General features: G+C 76.0%; 2 protein-coding genes. Both read left to right on the top strand.

The features are described from left to right. The first annotated feature begins 211 nt into the window (after positions 1 to 211). Positions 212 to 8050: a type I polyketide synthase gene (locus ABD371_RS01035; RefSeq protein ID WP_417801417.1), complete on the top strand. Its 7839-nt coding sequence runs from the start codon at positions 212 to 214 to the stop codon at positions 8048 to 8050. Positions 8051 to 8135: 85 nt separating this feature from the next. Then, positions 8136 to 20036, top strand: coding sequence for an SDR family NAD(P)-dependent oxidoreductase (locus ABD371_RS01040; RefSeq protein WP_425575799.1), 11901 nt, complete (start codon positions 8136 to 8138; stop codon positions 20034 to 20036). The last annotated feature ends 100 nt before the right edge of the window (positions 20037 to 20136 follow it).

Consider the following 20136-nt stretch of genomic DNA (forward strand, 5'->3'; position numbering starts at 1 on the left):
AGCATCATGAATTGAGTTATTGGACACTCCAGCGACGTTCGGGTTCTACTGGCAGGGCATGATCGCATCAGGGCTCCGCAGGTGGCAGCGGACCACCCGGCAGGCCAGAACCGGAACAGCTCCGGGTCCGTTTCGGGTACAGCAATGCACCAAATCTTGAATCGACAAACCTCACTTGGTGTTCGCCAGCCGTCGGCCGTCGGGGAGTTTCATGAGTGCCACCCGGGCGTTCTCAAAAGAACGTGCCAGCTTGAACGACGATCCCATCGCCATAGTCGGAATGGCCTGTCGATTTCCCGGCGCCGCCAGTCCGGACGCCTATTGGGAGCTGTTGCGGAACGGCCGGGACGCGGTGGCGCAGGCATCGCCCGCGCGCCGGAGCGACGCAGCCGGGGAGGCCGGTTTCCTGGATCACGTCGACCGTTTCGACCCCGACTTCTTCGACATATCGCCGCGCGAGGCCGCCGCCATGGATCCGCAGCAGCGCCTGTCGCTCGAACTGGGCTGGGAGGCCTTCGAGGACGCCGGGATCGTCTCGGCCGACCTTCGGGGCCGCAGGACCGGCGTCTTCGTGGGGGCCATGTGGGACGACTACGCGGCGGTGCTGCACCGGCTCGGCGCGGGGGCGGCCACCCAGCACAGCATGACCGGCCTGCACCGCGGCGTGATCGCCAATCGGATCTCGTACGCCTTCGATCTGCGCGGGCCGAGTCTGGTGCTCGACACCGGGCAGTCGTCCTCGCTGGTGGCCGTGCACACGGCCGTCGAGAGCCTGCGGCGGGGCGAGTCGACGCTCGCCCTCGCGGGCGGGGTGAACCTCATGCTCGCTCCGGAGAGCACCCTCTACTCCGAGAAGTTCGGCGGGCTGTCGCCGGGCGGCCGGTGCTACACCTTCGACGCGCGCGCCGGCGGATACGTCCGGGGCGAGGGCGCGGGCTTTGTCGTGCTCAAGCCGCTCTCCCGGGCCCTCGCCGACGGCGATCGCGTCTACTGCCTCATCGAGAGCACCGCGATGAACAACGACGGCGCGAGCGAGGGGCTGACCGTGCCGGCGGCCCGGGCGCAGGAGGAGGTGCTGCGCGAGGCGTACGACCGGGCCGGGGTCGATCCGGCCGATGTGCAGTACGTGGAGCTGCACGGCACCGGGACGAGGGCGGGCGACCCGATCGAGTCCGCCGCGCTCGGCGCGGTGCTCGGCGCGGGCCGGACGGGCCGGACGCCGCTGCTGGTGGGCTCGGTCAAGACCAACATCGGCCATCTGGAGGCCGCCGCCGGGGTCGCGGGGCTCATCAAGACGGCCCTGAGCATCAGTCACCGGGAGATCCCGCCCAGCCTGAACTTCGCCACGCCCAACCCGGAGATCGACTTCGACGCGTGGAATCTCCGGGTGCAGACCGGGCGGAGCGCGTGGCCCGGCGAGAGCGGGCCACGGCTGGCCGGGGTCAGCTCGTTCGGCATGGGCGGCACCAACTGTCATGTGGTGCTCTCCGCCCCGCCGGCAGGGGCCGCGGGGCGCGACGGCGACAGCGGGGGCGACAGCGGGGCCGGAGCCCGCCCGGCGGCTCGGGGGCCGCTGCCCTGGGTGGTCTCGGGGCGGTCCCGCGCCGCGCTCCGCGCCCAGGCAAAGCGGCTGGGCGCGCATCTCGCGGCCCACCCGGGCCAGGACCCGGCGAGCGTGGGAATCTCGCTCGCCGAGCACCGCACCCCCTTCGAGGAACGCGCCGTGATCCTGGGGGACGACCGCGACTCCCTGCTCGCCGGCCTGGACGCGCTGGCGCACGACGCGCCCGCCCCGAACCTGGTGCGCGGCTCCGCCCGGGGCGCGGGCGGAACGGCGTTCCTCTTCACCGGCCAGGGCAGCCAGCGCCCGGGCATGGGCCGCGAGCTGTACGCGGCGGTCCCGGCGTTCGCCGACGCCCTGGACGAGGTGAGCGACCGGCTGGATCCCGTACTGCCCCGCCCGCTCAAGGACGTGCTCTTCGCGGAGCCCGGCACCCCCGGGGCGGCGCTGCTGGACCGGACGGGCTTCACCCAGGTCTCGCTGTTCGCGCTGGAGGTGGCACTCTTCCGGCTGCTGGAGCGGTGCGGGCCGCGCCCGGACTTCCTGCTCGGCCACTCCGTCGGCGAACTCGCCGCCGCGCACGCCGCCGGGGTGCTCTCGCTGGACGACGCCTGCACCCTGGTCGCGGCGCGCGGACGGCTGATGCAGCAGGCCCCCGAAGGCGGTGCCATGGTCGCCGTGCAGGCCGACGAGCGGGAGGCGCGCGCCGCGCTGGAGGGCCGGGCCGGCGCGGTCTCGATCGCCGCCGTCAACGGCCCCCGGGCCACCGTGTTCTCCGGCGACCCGGCGGCCGTCGCGCGGATCGCGGCGGAGTTCGAGGCCCTGGGCCGCAGGACCAAGCGGCTCACGGTCAGCCACGCCTTCCACTCGGCGCACATGGACGGTGTGCTGGACGAGTTCCGCGCCGTCGCGGCGGGGCTGACGTACCGGGCCCCCCGGATCCCGCTGATCTCCAATGTCACGGGACGCCCGGCCACGGCGGACGAACTCGGCTCGCCGGAGTACTGGAGCAGGCATCTGCGCGAGCCGGTGCGCTTCTTCGACGGTGTGCGCGTGCTGCGGTCCGCGGGCGTCACGGGCTTTCTCGAACTGGGCCCCGGCGGGCTGACCGCGATGGTCCGGGACGCGCTGGCCGCCGACGGCCCGCTGCCCGGCGCGGCCGTCGTGCCGCTGCTGCGGAAGGGGCGGCCGGAGGAGCGGACGGTCGCCGCCGCGCTCGCCGAGGCCTTCACGCGCGGCGCGCGGGTGGAGTGGAAGCCGCTCACCGGGTGGTCCGGCGAGCGCGTCGACCTCCCGACGTACGCCTTCCGGCGCCGGTCCTTCTGGCTCGGCGAACCGGCCGGTGGCGAGGCCGGGGCGGCCCGGGAAGGCAGCGCGGACGCCCCCGTCGGGGCGGTCCCGCACGGCACGGACGAGGACGGCTCCGGCCCCGCGACGCCGGAGCCGCCTGCCGGGACGGACGTGCGGGAGCTCGTGCGGGCCGGGGCGGCGGCGGTGCTGGGGCATCTCTCGTCCGACACCGTGGACACCGGCCGCACCTTCAAGGAGCTGGGGTTCGACTCCCTCACCGCGGTCGAGTTCCGCGACCGGCTGGCCGAGACCACCGGGCTGACGGAGCTGCCGCCGACGCTGATCTACAACTACCCGACGCCGGACGGACTGGTGCGGTTTCTGCGGGCCGAGCTGTCGGGCACCGCCCCGGCGGACGTCGAGCCGGCCCCCGGGACGGCGGCCGGCTCGGAGGAGCCGATCGCCCTCGTGGGCATGGGCTGCCGCTTCCCCGGGGGCGTACGGTCGCCGGAGGATCTGTGGCGGCTGGTCGCCGAGGGCGGGGACGCCGTCTCCGCGTTCCCCGCCGACCGGGGCTGGAGCACCGCCGAACTCGTCGATCCGGAGAATCCGGACGTCCACTACGCCCGGGAGGGCGGATTCCTCTACGACGCGGCCTCGTTCGACGCGGGCTTCTTCGGCATCAGCCCGCGCGAGGCGCTGGCGATGGACCCGCAGCAGCGGGTGGTCCTGGAGACCTGCTGGGAGGCGCTGGAGCGGGCGGGCATCGACCCGGGGTCGCTCCGCGGCCGTCAGGTCGGCGTCTTCGCGGGGGCGATCTCGCAGGACTACGGGCCCCGGCTGGGCGAGCCCGGTCAGGAGGCCCAGAGCCATCTGCTGACCGGCAACACGGCGAGCGTCGTCTCGGGCCGGGTGGCGTACACCCTCGGACTCCAGGGGCCCGCGATCACCGTGGACACCGCCTGTTCGTCCTCGCTCGCGGCGCTGCACCTGGCGAGCCGGTCCCTCCAGCGCGGCGAATGCGTGATGGCGCTGGCGGGCGGGGTCACCGTGATGGCGACCCCGGGCATGTTCGTCGATTTCGCCCGGCAGCGCGGTCTCGCGCCCGACGGCCGGTGCAAGCCGTTCGCCAAGTCCGCCGACGGCACCGGCTGGAGCGAGGGCGTGGGGATGGTGGTGCTGGAGCGTCTGTCGGACGCCCGGCGCAACGGCCACCGGGTACTGGCGGTCCTGCGCGGCTCGGCGGTCAACCAGGACGGTGCGAGCAACGGCCTGACCGCGCCGAACGGGCCGTCCCAGGAGCGGGTCGTCCGGCAGGCGCTGAGCGACGCCCGGCTCTCCCCCGAGGACGTCGACGTGGTGGAGGCGCACGGCACGGGCACCCGCCTCGGCGACCCGATCGAGGCGCAGGCGCTGGTGGCGACGTACGGCCGGGCCCGCTCCGGCGGCGCGCCGCTGTGGCTCGGCTCGGTGAAGTCGAACATCGGCCACACCCAGGCCGCGGCCGGGATCGCCGCGGTGATCAAGATGGTGATGGCGCTGCGCCACGGCCGGCTCCCCGCCAGCCTGCACATCGACGAGCCCACCCCCCATGTGGACTGGTCGTCGGGGTCGGTGGCGCTGCTGACCGAACCGGTGCCGTGGCCCCCGGGCGAGCGGGTGCGCAGGGCGGGCGTCTCCTCGTTCGGCATCAGCGGCACCAATGTGCACGCCATCCTCGAAGAGGCCCCCGCCGAACCCTCGCGGGAGGCGGAGCCCGGGGCGGGAACCGGCACCGCCGGGCCGGCCGGGCGGCCGGGCGGCGTCGTACCGTGGTTGTTGTCGGCGAAGACCCCCGAGGCCCTGCGGGCCCAGGCAGCCGCCCTGCGAGCCCATCTCGACGACCGCGCCGACCTCGGCCCGGCCGATGTGGGCCTCTCCCTGGCGACCACCAGAGCCGCCTTCGAGCACCGGGCCGCGCTGATCGGCGCGGACCGGGCACAGCTGCTGGCCGGTCTGGACGCGCTCGCGCGGAACGCGCCGTGGGAGAGCGCGGTCCACGGCGTCGCGGCGAGCGGCGCCGAGACCGTCTTCGTCTTCCCCGGCCAGGGCGCGCAGTGGGCCGGCATGGCGGTGGAACTGCTCGACTCCTCAGCGGTGTTCCGCGAACGGATGGCCGACTGCGACACGGCGCTCGGCGCGGTCGTGGACTGGTCGCTCCTCGACGTCCTGCGCGGCGCGCCCGGAGCACCGACCCTCGAACGGGTGGACGTCGTCCAGCCCGCGCTGTTCGCCGTGATGGTGTCGCTGGCCCGGCTCTGGGAGTCCTGCGGAGTACGGCCCGGCGCCGTCGTCGGGCACAGCCAGGGCGAGATAGCCGCGGCCTGCGTGGCCGGCGCGCTCTCCCTGGAGGACGCCGCCAGGATCGTCGCGCTGCGCAGCCGGGCGCTGACCGCGATCTCCGGCCTCGGCGGCATGGTGTCGGTGGCGCTGTCGGCCGAGCGGGTACGGGAACTGCCCTGCTGGGACGGGCGGCTCGACCTCGCGGTGGTCAACGGCCCCTCGTCGGTGGTGGTCTCCGGGGAGCAGCGGGCGCTGGACGACCTGCTGGCGGCCTGCGCCGCCGAAGGGGCGCGGGCCAAGCAGATACCGGTGAGCTACGCGGCCCACTCCGCGCAGGTCGAGGCCATCCGCGAACGGCTGCTGGCGGAGCTGGCCGGCATCGAGCCCCGCTCCGGCGGCGTTCCCTTCTACTCGACGGTGACCGGCGAACTCCTGGACACGGGCGCGCTCGACGCCGAGTACTGGTACCGCAATCTGCGGGAGCCGGTCCGGTTCGAGCACACCATGGGGACGGTGCTGAAGAGGGGGCACACCCTGCTGATCGAGGTCAGCCCGCATCCGGTGCTGGGCGTCGGGGCCCAGGAGGCGATCGAGAACAGCGGCGGGTCGGGCGCCGTGGTGGGCTCGCTGCGCCGGGACGACGGCGGCCCCGAACGATTCCTCACCTCGCTGGCGCAGGCGCACGCCCTGGGCGTCGCGGTGGAGTGGCCGGCCGTCTTCGCGGGTTCGGGCGCGGTGACCGCCGAGCTGCCGACCTACGCCTTCCAGCGCGGGCGGTACTGGCTGACGCCGCCCGGTCCCGGGGCCGCCCCCGTACGGGAGGACGGACCGGAGCGGTGGTTCTGGTCGGCGGTGGAGCGCGGCGACGCCGAGGAGCTGGCCGCGCGGGTCGGCTTCGAGCAGCCGGACGGAGTGCGGGCGCTGCTGCCGGCGCTCGCCGCGTGGCGGCGGCGGCAGGACGAGCGGGCGGCGGCCGACTCCTGGCGCTACCGGACCGGCTGGCAGCCGCTGCCGAAGGCGGCGGCGGGCGGGCTCTCCGGCCGCTGGCTCGTGGTCGTGCCCGAGGGCGGCGAGGACGAGCCGGCGACGGTCTCGGTGCTGAACGCGCTGAACCGGGCCGGTGCGCGGGCCCTTCCGCTGGCGGTGGGGCCGGAGACCGGGCGGCGGGAGCTGGCGGAGCGGCTGCGGGAGCTCCGCTCCGACGGGCCCGAACCGGCCGGTGTGCTGGCGCTGCCGGCTCCGGGCGGCGGCGCCGCGCTCCCCTCGGCGTACGGGCACTCGGCCCATGGTCTGACGCTGATTCAGGCGCTCGGGGACGCCGGAGTGGCCGCGCGGCTGTGGTGGCTGACCCGGGGAGCGGTGACGGTGGGCGCGGGCGATCCGGTGACCGCGCCCGAGCAGACCCTGCTCCGGGGGCTCGGCCGGGTCGTCGCGGTGGAGACGCCCCAGCGGTGGGGCGGTCTGGTGGACCTGCCCGCGGAACCGGACGCGCGGGCGCTCGGGGAGCTGCCCGGCGTGCTGTCCGGCGCGTACGGGGCGGCCGACGGCGAGAACGAGGTGGCGCTGCGCGCCTCGGGGGTGTTCGGGCGCAGACTGCTGCGCGCGCCGCGACGCGACGCCGCCGCGCGGCCGTGGCGGCCCCGGGGCACCGTGCTCGTCACCGGCGGCACCGGGGCGCTCGGCGGGCACGCCGCGCGCTGGCTGGCCGGGAACGGGGCCGAGCACATCGTGCTGGTCGGCCGTGCCGGACCCGGGGCCGCGCTGGAGGCCGAGCTGACCGGCCTCGGCGCCCGGGTCACCGTCCTCGCCTGCGACGTGTCCGACCGGGACGCGCTCGCCGCCCTGCTGGCCGCGCTCGACGCGGAGGGCGGCCCGATCACGGCGGTCGTCCACGCGGCCGGGACGATCGGGCACACGCCGCTCGACGCGCTGACCCCCCAAGGCTTCGCGGAGGCGGCGCGGGCGAAGGCCGACGCCGCCCGGCATCTGCACGAGCTGACCCTCGACCGGGAGCTGGACGCGTTCGTCCTGTTCTCCTCCGTCTCGGCGCTGTGGGGCAGCGCGGGCCACGCCGGGTACGCGGCGGCCAACGCCTTCCTGGACGGGCTGGCGGAGTACCGCAGGGGGCGGGGGCTGCCCGCCGTCTCGGTGGTCTGGGGCCCGTGGGACGGCGGCGGGATGACTTCGCGCGACGGCATGGACCGGGCGCTGAGCCGCCAGGGGCTGCGGTTGCTGGAGCCCCGGCGGGCGATCGAGGAGCTGGAGTGGTGCGCGGGCGGCGGGCCCGCGCCGGTCGTCGCCGACGTGGCGTGGGAGACGTTCCACGCGGCGTACTCCTCGACCGCGCCGAGCCGGCTCTTCGCCGAGGTGCCCGAGGTGCGGCGGGCCGCCGGGGCGGTGAGCCCGGACGCCGACGCCGGTGCGCCCGCCGACGGCGGTTCGGCGCTGCGGGAGTTGGCCGCGCTGAGTCCGGCCGGGCGCAGGGAGGCCCTCGCCGAGATCGCCCGGGGGCTGGTGGCGGCCGTGCTGGGGTACGCCGACGCCGACGATGTCGGCGACCGGTCCCCGTTCAAGGATCTCGGCGTCGACTCGGTGATCGCGGTGGAACTGCGCAACCGGCTCCAGAACCGCACCGGTCTGCCGCTGCCCGTCACCGTCGTCTTCGACCACCCCTCGATCGAGCGGCTCGCGGACTTCCTGACGGCCACGGCGTTCCCGGAGAACCGGAAGAACGAGAGCGGAAGCGAGAACGAGAGCGAGAGCGAGCATCCGGGCGGGGCAGGTGCGGAGGCCCGGGAACGGGAGGCCGCCGAGCGGGAGACCCGGATCGACGAGATGGACGCCGACGAACTGGTGCGGCTCATGCTCGGCGATTAGCAGCGGCACACCGGTAAGAGCACCGTTTCGCGCAATCTATCTGTGAGGGACCATGGCCACGTCGCCGGAGAAGATCGTCGATGCCCTGCGCGCGTCAATGAAGGAGACGGAGCGGCTGCGGCAGGAGAACCAGGAGCTGCTCCGGGCCGGGCACGAGCCGATCGCCGTCGTCGGCATGGGCTGCCATCTCCCGGGCGACGTGCGCGACCCCGAGGAACTGTGGCAGCTCCTCGCCTCGGGCGGCGACGCCGTGTCGGGCTTCCCGACCGACCGGGGCTGGGATCTGGAGGCGCTCTACGACCCGGACCCGGAGCGCCCGGGCGGCGTCTACACCCGGCACGGCGGATTCCTCGCCGACGCGGCGCGGTTCGACGCGGAGTTCTTCGGGATCAGCCCGCGCGAGGCGGTGGCGATGGACCCGCAGCAGCGGCTGCTGCTCCAGACCTCGTGGGAGACCCTGGAGCGGGCCGGGATCGATCCGACGACACTGCACGGAAGCCGTACCGGCGTCTATGTGGGGACGGCCTTCCAGGACTACGCGACCCGGGTCCCCCCGGCCGATCTGGGGGAGTACGAGGGGTACTTCCTGACCTCGTCGGCGGCGAGCGTGCTCTCCGGGCGGCTCGCCTACACCCTCGGCCTCGAAGGTCCCGCGGTCACCGTGGACACCGCCTGCTCGGCGTCGCTGGTCGCGATCCACGCGGCCTGTCAGGCGCTGCGCCGCGACGAGTGCACGCTCGCCCTGGCCGGGGGCGTCACCGTGATGACCACCCCCGCGCAGTTGCAGGGCTTCAGCAGACAGCGCGGGCTCTCGGCGGACGGGCGCTGCCGCTCCTTCGCCGCGGCGGCGGACGGCACCGGCCTCGCCGAGGGCGTCGGCATGGTGCTCCTGGAGCGGCTCTCCGACGCCCGGCGCAACGGCCACCGGGTGCTCGCCGTCGTCCGCGGGAGCGCGACCAACCAGGACGGTGCGAGCAACGGCCTGGCCGCGCCGAACGGGCCCTCGCAGCAGCGGGTGATCCGCCAGGCGCTCGCGGACGCCCGGCTCTCCCCCGCCGAGGTGGACGCGGTGGAGGCGCACGGCACCGCGACCGTCCTGGGCGACCCGATCGAGGCGCAGGCGCTGCTGGCCGCCTACGGGCAGGACCGCGACGAGCCCCTGTGGCTGGGCTCGGTCAAGTCCAACCTGGGGCACACCCAGGCGGCGGCCGGGGTCGTCGGCGTCATCAAGATGGTGCTGGCGATGGGGCACGGCGTGCTGCCGCGGACCCTGCACGTCGACGAGCCGACACCGCACGTGGACTGGGACGCCGGACGTCTGGAGCTGCTGACCCGCGCGATCGACTGGCCGGACACCGGGCGGCCCCGGCGCGCCGGGGTGTCGTCCTTCGGCATCAGCGGCACCAACGCCCATCTGATCCTGGAGCAGGCTCCCGAGGAGGTCCCCGACGAGGCGGGGGCCGACGACGGCCCGCCGCCCCCGGCGGCGTCCTGGACGCTCTCCGCGCGCGGCGAGGACGCCCTGCGCGACCAGGCCCGCAACCTGCTGGCCTGGCTGGCCGACCGGGGCCCGTTCGCTCCGGCGGAGGTCGGCCGGGCGCTCGCCACCACCCGGGCCGCCCTCCCGCACCGGGCGGCCGTCGTCGCGCACGACCTGCCGGAGCTGACCCGGGGGCTGGCCGCGCTCGCCGACGACCGGCCCGATCCCGGGGTGACCACCGGGATCGCGGTACGGGGCAGGCTCGGACTCCTCTTCACCGGCCAGGGCAGTCAGCGTCCGGGCATGGGCCGCGAGCTGTACGCGCGCTCTCCGGTGTTCGCCGAGGCCCTCGACGCGGTGTGCGCCGTGCTGGACCCGCTGCTGGACCGGCCGCTCCGCGAGGTGATGTTCGGAGCCGGGCACACCGGGCACACCGGGAACGCCGCGAGCGGCGGAGAGGCGGACACCGGCGCCGGTGGGCCGCTGGACCGGACCGAGTACACCCAGCCCGCGCTGTTCGCCCTGGAGGTCGCGCTCTTCCGGCTGTTCGCGCACTGGGGCGTCCGACCGGACTCCGTGGCGGGCCACTCGGTCGGCGAGGTGGCCGCCGCCCATGTCGCGGGCGTCCTGTCGCTGACCGACGCCGCCACGATGGTGGCCGCGCGCGGCCGGCTGATGCAGGCGCTGCCCCCGGGCGGCGCGATGACCTCCCTGCGGGCGAGCGAGGAGGAGGTGCTCCCGCTGGTGGCCGAGCGCGCGGACCGGGTCGGTCTGGCGGCGGTCAACGGGCCGGACTCGGTGGTGGTCGCCGGCGAGTCCGGGGCCGTGCGCGAGATCGGCGCGCACTTCGCCGCCCTGGGCCGCAGGACCAGGGACCTGGTGGTCAGCCACGCCTTCCACTCGCCGCTCGTCGACGCCATGCTGCCGGAGTTCCGCCGGGTCGTCGCCGGTCTGACGTTCCACACGCCCGACCTCCCGATCGTGTCCACCCTGACCGGCGAGGAGATCGACCCCGAGGAGATCCGGACACCGGAGTACTGGGTACGGCACGCCCGGGGCACCGTGCGGTTCGCGGACGCGGTGCGGGCCATGGCCGACGGCGGCGTCCGCACCTTCCTGGAGCTGGGCCCCGACGGAGTGCTGTCCGCCATGGCCCGCGACGTGCTCGGCACGGCGGACGCGGACGCCGGCCCCGCCCTGCGGCGGGACCGCGCCGAGGAGCTGACCGTCACCGCCGCGCTGGCCCGGCTGCACACCCGGGGCGTCGCCGTCGACTGGCGGGCCTTCCACGGGCCGTCCCGCACCCACCCGGTGGAGCTGCCCTGCTACCCCTTCCGCCGCGACCGCCACTGGCTGACCGCCCCGGCGGCCCCGGCCAGGCAGGCCCCCGGCGGTCACCCGATGGTCGGCGCGGTGGTCCCGCTGCCCGACGGCGAACTCCTGCTCACCGGACGGCTCTCGACCGCCTCCCACGGCTGGATCGCCGACCACCGCGTACTCGACCGGGTGCTGGTCCCCGGCACCGCGATGCTCGAACTGGCGCTGTACGCGGGTGAACGCGCGGGCCTGGACCGGGTGGCGGAACTGACCTTCCTCGCCCCGCTCGTCCTGCCCGAGCGGGGCACGGTCGCCGTCCAGGTGCGCGTGGGCGGCCCGGACGAGTCCGGGATGCGGACGCTGAGCCTGCACTCCCGGCCGGACGGCGGCGCGGACGACGAGCCGTGGACCGCGCACGCCACCGGAACGCTGACCCGGGCCGCCGGCGCCGGGGCGGCGGAGCTGTCCGTCTGGCCGCCGGACGGCGCGGAGCCGGTGGACGTGTCCGGTCTCTATCCGCTGCTCGCGGAGACCGGCCTGGAGTACGGGCCCCTGTTCCAGGGGCTGCGCGCCGCGTGGCGGCGCGACGGCGAGCTGTTCGTGGAGGCCTCGGTCGAGGACGAGGCCGGGGCCGGGGCCGGGGAGTTCGGGGTGCACCCCGCGCTGCTGGACTCGGCGCTGCACGGGGTGGCGCTGAACGTGGTGCTGCCCGGGTGGGACCGGGCCCTGCTGCCCTTCGCCTGGCGCGGCGTCACCCGGCACGCCGCCGGCGCGCCGGTGCTGCGCGTACGGCTGGCGGCGACGGGCGAGGACACCGTGTCCGTGCTGGCCGCGGACGAGACGGGCGAACCCGTGCTGTCGGCCGACGCGCTGGTGCTGCGCCCGGCGGCCCCCGGCACGGGCGACGCCGCCCGCGACCGGCTGTACCAGGTGGGCTGGGAGGCACCGGCCCCGGCGGCGGCGGGGGGCGAGGAGCCGTCCTGGGCCGTCGTGGGCCACGGCGCGCGCGAGCTGGCGGACCTCGTCGGCGCGCCCGGCGGCGTGCATCCCGATCTGGACTCGCTCGCCCGGGCGGGCGCGGCGGGCGGGCCGGTCCCCGAGACGGTGCTGGTGCCCTGCTGGTCCGGCCCGGACGCAGACCCGGACACGGACACCGGCCCGGACACGGACGCCGTGCGGGCGGGCGGCGACGGCGACGCCGTGCGGTCCGCCGCCCATCGGGCGCTCGCCCTCGTGCACTCCTGGCAGGCCGACGAACGGTTCGCCGGGCGGCGGCTGGTGCTGGTGACCCGGCGGGCCGTGGCCGTCGGCGCGGAGGACGTCCTCGACCTGGCGCACAGCGCGGTCTGGGGTCTGGTGCGCACCGCCCAGTCGGAGAACCCCGGCCGGTTCGCCCTCGTCGACCTGGACGGCCGGCGGACGTCGTACGAACGGCTCGCCGAGGCCGTCGCGTCGGACGAACCGCAGCTGGCGATCCGCGACGGCGAACCGGCGGTCCCCCGGCTGGCCCGGCCGCGCCCCGGCCGTACGCTGCCGGTCCCGGCGAAAGGCCCGTGGCGGCTGGGCGTGACGGACGGCGGCACCCTGGAGGGGCTCGCCCTGGTCGCCCACCCCGGGGCCGGCGAGCCGCTGGCGGCCGGTCAGGTGCGGCTGGCCGTGCGGGCGGCCGGACTGAACTTCCGGGATGTGCTGAACGCCCTGGGCATGTACCCCGGAGAGGCCGGGCCGCTCGGCGTGGAGGGCGCGGGCGTCGTCACCGAGGTGGGGCCCGGCGTCACCTCGGTGGTCCCCGGCGACCGGGTCCTCGGCATGGTGTTCGGCGGTATCGGCCCGGTGGCCGTGACCGACGAGCGGCTGATCGCCGCGATCCCGGACGGCTGGTCCTTCGCCCAGGCGGCGGCCGTGCCCGCCGTGTTCCTGACCGCCGCCTACGCGCTGACCGGCCTCACCGAGCTGCGGCCCGGTGAAACGGTGCTGGTGCACGCCGGGACCGGCGGCGTCGGCACGGCCGCCGTACAGCTGGCCCGGCATCTGGGGGCCGAGGTCTACGCGACCGCCCACCCGTCGAAGTGGGACGTGCTGCGGGCGATGGGACTGGACGACGCGCACATCGCCTCCTCCCGGACGCTGGAGTTCGAGGAGAAGTTCCGCCGGACCCTCGGCGGACGGGGCATGGACGTGGTCCTGGACTCCCTGGCGGGCGAGTTCGTCGACGCCTCGCTGCGGCTGCTGGCCCCGGGCGGTCGCTTCCTGGAGATGGGCAAGACCGACGTGCGCGATCCGCGCACCGTGGCGGCCGACCACGGCGGCGCGTCCTATCGGGCCTTCGATCTCGTCGACGCCGGAGCGGAGCGCATCGGGGCGATGCTGGCCGAAGTGCTCGGCCTGTTCGCCGAAGGCGTCCTGCGCCTGCCGCGGGTGACCGTCTGGGACGTACGCCACGCGGCCGACGCCTTCCGGTTCATCAGCCGGGCACGCCACATCGGCAAGGTGGTGCTCACCGTGCCGGCCCCGCTCGACCCGGAGGGCACCGTGCTGATCACCGGCGGCACCGGTGCGCTCGGCGGCACGGTCGCCCGCCATCTGGTGCGGCGGCACGGCGTACGGCGTCTGGTCCTGGCGGGCCGCCGGGGGACGGCGGCCCCCGGGGCGGAGGAGCTGGCCGCCGAACTCGCCGGGCACGGGGCCGAGGTGACCGTCGTGGCCTGCGACGTCAGCGACCGGGCCGCGCTGAGCGGGCTGCTCGACGCGGTGCCGGCGAAGCATCCGCTGACCGGTGTCGTGCACACGGCCGGGGTGCTGGACGACGGGGTGCTGTCCTCGCTCACCCCCGGGCGGCTGGACACCGTGCTCCGTCCCAAGGCGGACGCGGCGCTGCTCCTGGACGAGCTGACCCGCGACGCGGACCTCTCCCTGTTCGTCCTGTTCTCCTCCACGGCCGGGGTGCTCGGCGGCGCGGGGCAGGCGAACTACGCCGCGGCCAACACCGTTCTGGACGCGCTGGCGAGCCGCCGAGGAGCGGCCGGGCTCCCCGGGCTGTCCCTGGCCTGGGGACCGTGGGAGAACTCCGGCAGCATGCTCGGCGGACTGGGCGAGGTGGACCTGGCCCGGCTCGGCCGCACCGGTCTGACACCCCTGACCGACGAGGAGGGTCTGGCCCTCCTCGACGCCGCCCTCGCCACCGGGGAGGCGGCCGTCGTCCCCGCCAAGGTGAACGGCTCGGCGCTGCGCCGGACGCCTCCGGACCAGATTCCGTATCCGCTCCGGGGACTCGCCGGCGGGCCGGTGCGCCGGGCGGGCCGCGAGCGGGCCCGCCCGGCGGCGGCCCGGGCGCTGCGGAGCCGGCTGGCGGCAGCCGCCCCCGAGACCCGCGAGCAGACCCTTCTCGACCTGGTGCGCGGCCATGCGGCGGCGGTGCTGGGCCACGCCGACAGCGCGGCGATCGTCGCCGAACTCGCCTTCAAGGAGATGGGCTTCGACTCGCTGACCGCCGTGGAGCTGCGCAATCGGCTGAACGGCGCGGCCGGCGCGCAGCTGCCGTCCACTCTGCTCTTCGACCATCCGACCCCCGCCCTGCTGGCCCGGCGGCTGGGCGAGGAGCTGCTGGGCACGGAGCCGTCCCCGGCCCCCGCCCCGCCCGCCGCGCCGGGGGCCGGGGCCGGTGCCGACGACGACCCGATCGCCATCGTGTCGATGAGCTGCCGCTACCCCGGCTCCGTCGCGACCCCGGAGGACCTGTGGCGGCTCGTCGCCGACGAGCGGGACGTGGTCGACCCGTTCCCGTCCGACCGGGGGTGGGACGTCGAGGGCATGTACGACCCGGACCCGGAGCGGCCCGGGACGACCTATGTGAAGGTGGGCGGATTCCTCGACGACGCGGCCCGGTTCGACGCCGGGCTGTTCGGGATCAGCCCGCGCGAGGCGCTCGCCATGGACCCCCAGCAGCGGCTGCTGCTGGAGACCTCCTGGGAGGTGCTGGAGCGGGCCGGGATCGACCCGACCTCGATGAAGGGCAGCCCGGTCGGGGTGTTCGTCGGGGCCGCGTCCCAGGGATACCCCTCGGACCCCCGGCAGGCCCCCGACGAGCTGGGCGGCTATCTGCTGACCGGCAGCACGGCGAGCGTCATGTCCGGCCGCATCGCCTACGCCCTCGGCGTCGAGGGCCCCGCCGTGACCATCGACACCGCCTGCTCCTCGTCGCTGGTGGCACTGCACATGGCGGTGCAGGCCCTGCGGCGGGACGAGTGCGCGCTCGCCGTGGCAGGGGCCGCCGCCGTCATGGCCACCCCCGACATCTTCATCGAGTTCAGCCGGCAGCGCGGGCTCTCCCCGGACGGCCGCTGCAAGCCGTTCGCGGCCGCCGCCGACGGCACCGGCTGGGGCGAGGGCGTCGGCGTCCTGCTGCTGGAGCGGCTCTCCGACGCGCGCCGCAACGGCCATCCCGTGCTGGCGGTCGTCCGGGGCTCCGCGATCAACTCCGACGGGGCCAGCAACGGGCTGACCGCCCCCAACGGACCCTCGCAGCAACGGGTGATCCGCCAGGCGCTCGCCGACGCCCGGCTGTCGGCCGACGACATCGACGCCGTGGAGGCGCACGGCACCGGCACCCGGCTCGGCGACCCCATCGAGGCGCAGGCCCTGGCGGCGACATACGGCCGCGGGCGGGAGACGGACCGGCCGCTGCGGCTGGGCTCGGTGAAGTCGAACATCGGCCACACCCAGGCCGCGGCGGGGATGGCCGGCGTCATCAAGATGGTGGCGGCGATGCGCCACGGGGTGCTCCCCCGGACGCTCCACGTCGACCGTCCCACCCCGGAGGTCGAGTGGTCCTCCAGCGGCCTCTCGCTGCTGACCGAGACCGTGCCGTGGCCCGAGACCGGCCGGCCGCGCCGGGCCGCGGTCTCCTCCTTCGGCATCAGCGGCACCAACGCCCATGTGATCGTCGAACAGGCCCCGACCGCGCCGGAGAAGACACCGAGGACACCGGCGAAGACACCGGGGACGGAACCGGCGGGGGCACCGGAGTCCGCGCCCCCGGCGGCCGTGCCCTGGTCCCTGTCCGGGAAGACCGCCGAGGCGCTGCGCGCCCAGGCCGGCCGGCTCCTGACCCGCCTCGCCGACGACCCCGGTTTCGACCCGGGGGACGTCGGCCGCTCGCTGGCCACCGGCCGCGCGGCGCTCGACCACCGCGCCGTGGTGGTCGGCGAAGGGCGGCGGAGCCTGCTGGACGGAGTGGCCGCGCTGGCCCGGGGCGAGGAACTGGACTCGGTCGTCCGGGGCGAGGCGCGCGGCCGGGGCAGGACCGTGTTCGTCTTCTCCGGCCAGGGCTCGCAGTGGCCGGGGATGGCCGCCGGCCTGCTGGACGGGTCCGAGGTGTTCGCCGCGCGGATCCGGGAGTGCGAGGCCGCCCTCGCGCCCCATGTGGACTGGTCCCTGACGGAGCTGCTGCGGGGCGCGCCCGGCGCTCCGGCGCTGGAGCGGGTGGACGTCGTCCAGCCCGCGCTGTTCTCCGTCATGGTGTCCCTGGCCGCCCTCTGGCAGTCCTTCGGGGTCCGGCCGAGCGCGGTCATGGGCCACAGCCAGGGCGAGATCGCCGCCGCCTGTGTGGCCGGCGCGCTCACCCTCGACGACGCGGCCCGGGCGGTGGCGCTGCGCAGCAGGGCGCTCGCCGGGCTGAAGGGCGGGGGCGGCATGGTCTCCGTCGCGCTGGGCGAGGAGGCGGCGGCCGGGCTGGTGAGCGGCTGGGCGGGCCGGATCTCCGTCGCCTCGGTGAACGGCGCGTCCTCCACCGTCGTCTCCGGCGACCGGGAGGCGCTGGCGGAGCTGGTGGCGCGGTGCGAGGGCGACGGGGTGCGGACAAGGACGCTCCCGGTGGACTACGCCTCGCACTCACCGCAGGTCGAACAGGTCCGCGAGCGGCTGCTGCGGGAGCTGGCGTCCATCGCCCCCCGGGCGTCGAGGATCCCCTTCTACTCGACGGTCACCGGCACGGAGCTGGACACCACCGCTCTGGACGCCGGCTACTGGTACCGCAATCTGCGGGAGACCGTCCATCTGGAGCGCGTCACCCGGCTCCTCCTGGAGCAGGGCTTCGACGTCTTCGTCGAGGCCAGCCCGCACCCGGTGCTGACCATGGCGATCCAGCAGACCATGGACGCCGCGAACGTCCCCCACGGACTCACGGCGGGCTCGCTGCGCCGCGGGGACGGAGGGCTCGGACGTTTTCTGCTCTCGGCGGCGGAACTCCACACCGGCGGTGTGCCGGTCCGGTGGTCCTCGGCCCTCGGGGACGGCGACGGCGGGCCGGTCGAGCTGCCGACCTATCCCTTCGGGGGCGAGCGGTACTGGCTGGAGCGCTCCGGCGGCTCGGGCGACGCGACCTCCTTCGGCCTGGGCCGGGGGGGCCACCCGCTGCTCGGTGCGGTGGTGACCCTGCCCGGCACGGCCGGTGCCGTCCTCACGGGACGGCTGTCGACCCGCGCCCAGCCCTGGCTGGCCGACCACACCGTGCTGGACACGGTGCTCGTCCCCGGCACGGGGATCGCCGAACTGGCGCTGCGCGCGGCCCGGGAGACCGGCCGCGACACCCTTGAGGAACTCACCCTCCTGGAGCCGCTGGCAGTCGACGAGGACGGCGTCCAGCTGCGGGTGACGGTCGGGGAACCCGACGATGACGGCCGCCGCTCCGTGGAGGTGCACTCCCGCCGGGAGGACGCCCCCGGGGACCTGCCCTGGCTCCGGCACGCCGTCGGCGTGATCGACGCCGAGGCCGCCGCGCCGGGCGGGCCGATGGAGCCCTGGCCCCCGGCGGACGCCGAGCCGGTGGACCTGGAGCACGGGTACGCGGCGCTGGCCGCCGCCGGGCTCGGCTACGGGCCCGCGTTCCAGGGGCTGCGCACGGTCGCACGGCGCGGCCGGGACGTCTTCGCCGAGGTCTCCCTCCCCGACCCGGCGCAGGCCCGGCCGTACGGGGTGCATCCGGCGCTCTTCGACGCCGCGCTGCACGCGATCGTCCTGGGCGGGCTGGTGGCGGACCCCGCCGAACCGCTGCTACCGTACGCCTGGCGGGGCCTTTCCCTGCACACGGCAGGGGTCTCCGCGCTGCGGGTGCGGCTGTCGCCCGCGGGCCCGGACGCCGTGTCGATCCGGGCGACCGACGAGTCCGGCGCTCCGGTGCTCACGGTCGACTCGCTGCTGGTGCGGCCGGTTTCACCGGCCCGGATCGAGAACGCCCGGGGCGGACACGGCCGTTCCCTCTTCCGGGTCTCCGGCGAACGGGTCGCCCTTTCCCGGGCCGTCGTCCCCGGCGCGGCGGAGTGGGCCGTGCTGGGACCGGACCCGCTCGGTCTCGGGGCCGCGCTGACGGCGGCCGGCGCGCGCTTCGAGCGTCACGAGAGCCTTCGGGCGCTCGCCGACGCGGTCGGGGCCGGGGCTCCGCCGCCCGGCGCTGTGCTGGTGCCGTGCCCGGACGGACCGCCCGGGGACGCGGGGGACGCGGACGAGGCCGCTTCCGCGCGGACGGCGACGCACCGGGCGCTGGCGCTGGCCCGGAGCTGGCTCGCCGAGACGCGGTTCGCCGCGTCGAGGCTGGTCTTCGTCACCCGGCACGCCATGGCCCTCGACGAGGACGACGCCCCGCGCGATCTGGCGCACGCCGCGCTCTGGGGTCTGCTGCGGTCGGCGCAGTCGGAGCACCCCGGCCAGTTCGGTCTGCTGGACACCGACGACGACCCGGCATCGCACCGCGCGCTGCCCGCGGCGCTGGCGTCGGACGAGCCTCAACTCGTCCTCCGCCGGGGAGTGGTGACCGCGCCGAGGCTGGCCCGTGTGGCACCGGCCGCCGAAGCCCCCGAAGGACCGCCCCGGTTCGCACCGGACGGCACCGTGCTGATCACCGGCGGTACGAGTGGACTGGGCGCGCTGGTCGCCCGCCATCTGGTGGACCGGCACGGCGTGACCCGGCTGCTGCTCACCAGCCGGAGCGGCCGGGCGGCGGCGGGCGCCGACGAGCTGGCGGCCGAACTCGCCGGGCGGGGAGCGCAGGTCACCGTGGCCGCCTGCGACGTCGCCGACCGGGAGGCCCTGGCGGCGCTGCTCGCCTCCGTACCCCCGGCGCACCCGCTGACGGCGGTGGTGCACGCCGCCGGGGTGCTGGACGACAGCGTCCTCACCTCGCTGACCCCCGAGCGGATCGACGCGGTGCTGCGGCCCAAGGCGGACGGCGCGCTGCATCTGCACGAACTGACCCTCGGCGCACCGCTCTCGGCCTTCGTGCTCTTCTCCTCGGCCGCCGGGGTGCTGGGCACGGCGGGCCAGGGCGGATACGCGGCGGCGAACGCCTTCCTGGACGCGCTCGCCGGGCGCAGGCGGGCGGCGGGCCTGCCCGGCGTCTCCCTGGCCTGGGGCATGTGGGAGCGGCGCAGCGGGCTCACCGCCGGTCTGTCCGAGGCCGATCTGCGGCGGATGGCGCGGTCCGGAGTGGGGCGGCTGCCGACCGACGAGGGCCTGGCGCTCTTCGACACGGCCCTCGGGAGCCCGGACGCGCTGCTGGTGCCGGTGCGGCTGAACCCGGCGGCGCTGACGGCGGGTGACCCGGCCGAGCCGGTGCCTTCGGTGCTGCGGAACCTGGTCCGGGCCGCACGGCGGGGCCCGGACCGGGCGAAGGGCCCGGACCGGCCGTTCGCCGAGCAGGTGGCCGGGCTCTCCGCCGGGGAACGGGACAAGGCGGTCCTGGACCTCGTACGGCGGCAGGCGGCCTCGGTGCTGGGGCTCGCATCGGCGGACGCCGTCCAGGACACCCGGGGCTTCCTTCAGCTGGGGTTCGACTCCCTGACCGCCGTCCAACTGCGCGGCCGGCTGAGCGCGGCCACCGGGCTGCGGCTGCCCGCGACGCTCGTCTTCGACCGGCCCACCCCCGCCGAGGCCGCCCAGTACCTGCGGGAGCGGCTCTTCCCCCAGAGCCGCGAACTCTCCCCGGCCGAGGCCGAGGAGAAGGAGTTCCGCGCGGCCCTGGACGCGATCCCGATGGCCCGGTTCCGGCAGGCCGGACTCCTGGCGGACCTCCTCAGGCTCGCCGAGGGGGACGGCGGGGGCACGGAGCGGCCGGCCGGGGGCGGGGAGCCCGCCGTCGACGACATGAACGTCGACGACCTCGTACGGGCGGCCTTCGGCGCGGACGAGCAGTCCTGATCCCGGATTCGACGAAAGGAGGGGCCATGGCCACATCGTCCGACGCGGTGGTGGAAGCACTACGGGCTTCGTTGAAGGCGAACGAGCGGCTGCGGAGCGC

The organism is Streptomyces amakusaensis (assembly GCF_039532665.1).
In the GTDB taxonomy this organism is placed as follows: domain Bacteria; phylum Actinomycetota; class Actinomycetes; order Streptomycetales; family Streptomycetaceae; genus Streptomyces; species Streptomyces amakusaensis.